Genomic DNA, 3,594 nt, shown 5'->3' with positions numbered 1-3,594 from the left:
TGCCAATTAAAGGCAATCAAAGATCATAACACCCGAAGAAAAAAGAAGGCTCTGGGAAATATCTCCCCGGTCCAGTTCCGAACATTGCTGAAAAAAGACAAGATTTCCACTAATTATAACTTAAAACCCAAACCAAGAATACCCGAGCAACCGAGGAAAAGGAATGAAATCAAAATACAAATTATAACTTGACACTTGACAGATAAGTGACAACCATTTTCAGGCAAAGTCATATTAAAAAGTAGCAAGTATCTAGAAGCAAGTATCAAGTTTCGGAGAATGAGACCATTCAAATTCGGGACACACTGAATCCCGAGCTTAACACGTGAATTTCTACTGAAAAATTAAAATTTATATAATAATATACCCTTACACCTATACATATGAAGAAAACACTGATTTTTGGCGCATACCTGTTTTTGGCGCAGCACTTTGCCACAGCCCAAACCACCCCTTACAAACCAGTGGAAGGCAAAATCATGACTGAGTGGGCCACTCAGGTCACCCCTGAAAATGTCCACCAGGAATATCCCCGACCCCAGCTGACCCGGGAAAACTGGGTAAATCTGAATGGCCTGTGGGACTATGCCATTAAGCCAAAAGGGCAGGCAATCCCGACCAGCTTTGATGGAGAAATTCTTGTTCCTTTCGCTGTGGAATCTGCACTTTCAGGGGTAGGTAAAACTGTAGGCAAAGACAATGAGTTGTGGTACAATACGACTTTTGCTACCCCAAAGAAATCAAGCAAAGACAAAGTATTGTTGCATTTCGGTGCATCTGATTGGGAAACGGAGGTTTTTATCAACGGTAAAAGTGTAGGAACGCATCAGGGAGGCTATGATCCATTTGATTTTGATATTTCCGATCATCTAAAACCCGGGAAATCTCAGACTTTGCAGGTGCGTGTTTGGGATCCCAGCGATGACGGGCCGCAGCCCCGGGGCAAGCAGATCAAGAACCCACATGCGATTTGGTACACGCCAGTAACTGGGATATGGCAGACTGTTTGGCTAGAAACTGTGCCCACGGCACATATTTCAGGCTTGAGAAATACTTCAACTATTCAAACCAGTCAGATTTTGGTCACACCAGAAGTGACTGGAGCTACCGAAGGACAGCAAGTGAAAGTAACCGCCTGGAAAGACGGGGCTATGCTGGACGAGCAGACGATAAAACCCTCCGAGACAGCTAAATTGTCCATAGCAAATGCCCAGCTTTGGGAACCGGGAAACCCGGTGCTGTATGATCTAAAGGTAGAATTGCTGGATGGTAAAAAAGTACTGGATGCCGTGGGAAGTTATGCGGCATTGAGAGAAATCTCCATGGCTCCTGATGAGAATGGCATTCAACGAATGATGCTGAATGGCAAGTTTTTGTTCCAATACGGGCCTCTTGATCAAGGTTGGTGGCCTGACGGTCTATATACTGCTCCGAGCCATGAAGCGATGGTGTTTGATATCCAAAAGACCCAGGACATGGGCTTCAACATGATCCGAAAGCATGTGAAAGTGGAACCAGCCACCTGGTATCATGCCTGTGATAAAATGGGCTTACTCGTATGGCAGGATATGCCAAGCGGAGATATGGGCAATGGCTGGGAGATGAAATTAGCCGTACTTGGGGAGCAGACGGATAGGGATAGAACTCCGGAATCCGAAGCGATTTTCAGGGAAGAATGGAAAGAGATTATGAATGATTTTTATAATTTCCCTTCTATTGTAGTGTGGGTGCCTTTCAATGAAGCTTGGGGTCAATTCAAAACCCAGGAAATCACTGCATGGACTAAGGAGCATGATCCGTCCAGATTGGTAAACTCCGCCAGTGGAGGCAATTTTGAAATGGAAGGGACAAAGATCGCCGGCGACATCATCGATCTGCACAATTATCCAGATGCCAAAATGCCTGACCCAAAAATCTATGGAAAAGATAATATTCTAGTGCTGGGCGAATTTGGAGGTTTGGGACTTCCTGTAGATGGGCATGTCTGGCAGCAAAAAGACAACTGGGGCTATCAAAGTTTTAAGAACCAGGATGAGCTGTTTGACCGATATGCTGGTTTGATCAAAAGACTTGGAGAATTGGTAGAAGCAGGTCTTTCGGCGGCAGTTTATACCCAGACCACTGATGTGGAAGTGGAGACAAACGGCCTGATGACCTATGACAGAAAAGTCATCAAATTTGATGTTTCCAAAATGAAAAGCATACATTCCCCTTTATATAAAAAGTAAGCGCTATGAAATCGAGCATGTCGCAGGTGACACACAGAGAGATGATTATCTACTATGCGAGATTCCATGTGACCTATAAAAATCAAAATATAAACACATGAAACATCATTTCAGAAACATCCTTGGAGCAGCTACGCTGGGGATATTACTTTACAGTTGCGACAACAAACCTAAACAAGAAACTGAAGAACCTGCACAAGAACAGGTCTTTGGCAAAACCTATCAAAACAAGAACGTGGAAACATACGAGATCAAAAATGCCAACGGCATCAAAATGAAAGTCACCAATTTCGGTGCAAGAGTTACCCACCTGTGGGTGCCGGACAAAGACGGTAATCCGGTGGATGTAGTTCTTGGATTTGAAACCTTAGATGAATATCTGAAAAGCAGCGAAAAGTATTTCGGTGCGGCTATCGGAAGATACGGAAACCGGATCGCCAACGGAAAATTCACTTTGGACGGTGAAGAATATACTTTGCCACAAAACAACAACGGTCAGACCCTACACGGTGGGCCGGGAGGTATGGACTATGTGATTTGGGATGTGGAAAAGTCCGGAGAAAATGCGCTGATCTTCACTTATACATCTCCTGATGGGGAAGAGGGTTTTCCGGGTGAACTCAAAGTGAAAATGGTCTATTCGCTTACAGATGACAATGAGTTCAAGGTGACTTACGAAGCAGAAACTGATAAAGCCACACCGGTCAACCTGACGCACCACTCCTTTTTCAACCTGAGTGGCGCCGGAAACGGGAATGTGCTGGATCATACTTTAAAACTGAATGCCAGCAACTATACCCCGGTGAATGATGTCCTCATCCCAACTGGAAAAATAGAGTCAGTAAAAGGAACACCTTTTGATTTCACTACAGCTACTCAGATCGGTGAGCGAATTGATCAGGAAAATGAACAGTTGAAATTCGGTGGCGGATACGACCACAACTGGGTACTGGACAAATCAGGTAGCGAACTGACTCAAGCCGCGGTTATTTCTTCTCCGCAAACGGGAATCGAAATGGAAGTGTGGACAACTGAGCCGGCGATCCAGTTTTATAGCGGAAATTTTCTGGATGGAACTATCAAAGGAAAAGGAAGCAAAGTATATGAACTGAGATCAGCATTTTGTCTGGAAACCCAGCATTATCCTGATTCCCCCAATCAGCCTAATTTCCCTTCCACTATTTTGGAGCCGGGCGACAAATACGAACAGACTTGTATTTATAAGTTTGGGACGAAATAAAAAAGAAAAGCCATCCTGATTGCTAAGGATGGCTTTTTTTAACCACAAAGTTTCGTAAAGAAAGTGTTGGGTACGGCTGATGATATTGTGGAGTCAATACTTGCCCATTAAAGACTTAAAGACAGC

The 3,594-nt window shown here is 44.2% G+C and carries 3 protein-coding genes; all 3 read left to right on the top strand.

Going from position 1 to position 3,594, the window contains the following annotated elements; genetic code table 11:
• On the top strand, positions 1-192 hold a 192-nt coding region (locus LZF95_RS26150), incomplete at its 5' end, for a hypothetical protein (protein WP_233758444.1).
• A gap of 191 nt (positions 193-383) precedes the next feature.
• Complete coding sequence (locus LZF95_RS26145; protein ID WP_233758443.1) at positions 384-2,228, top strand: glycoside hydrolase family 2 protein; 1,845 nt, start codon at positions 384-386, stop codon at positions 2,226-2,228.
• Between the two features lie 97 nt (positions 2,229-2,325).
• Positions 2,326-3,468 (top strand): aldose epimerase family protein, encoded by a 1,143-nt coding sequence (locus LZF95_RS26140; protein WP_233758442.1) that lies wholly within the window; start codon positions 2,326-2,328, stop codon positions 3,466-3,468.
• The last annotated feature ends 126 nt before the right edge of the window (positions 3,469-3,594 follow it).

The organism is Algoriphagus sp. AGSA1 (assembly GCF_021390545.1).
Taxonomy (GTDB): domain Bacteria; phylum Bacteroidota; class Bacteroidia; order Cytophagales; family Cyclobacteriaceae; genus Algoriphagus.
Note: the sequence above shows the minus strand (reverse complement) of the source record. Positions and strands in the feature narration are given on the sequence as shown.

Excerpts from the sequence above, each read along its gene's own strand:
- LZF95_RS26145 (WP_233758443.1), top strand. The coding sequence starts at position 384 with ATGAAGAAAACACTGATTTTTGGCGCATACCTGTTTTTGGCGCAGCAC.
- LZF95_RS26140 (WP_233758442.1), top strand. The coding sequence starts at position 2,326 with ATGAAACATCATTTCAGAAACATCCTTGGAGCAGCTACGCTGGGGATA.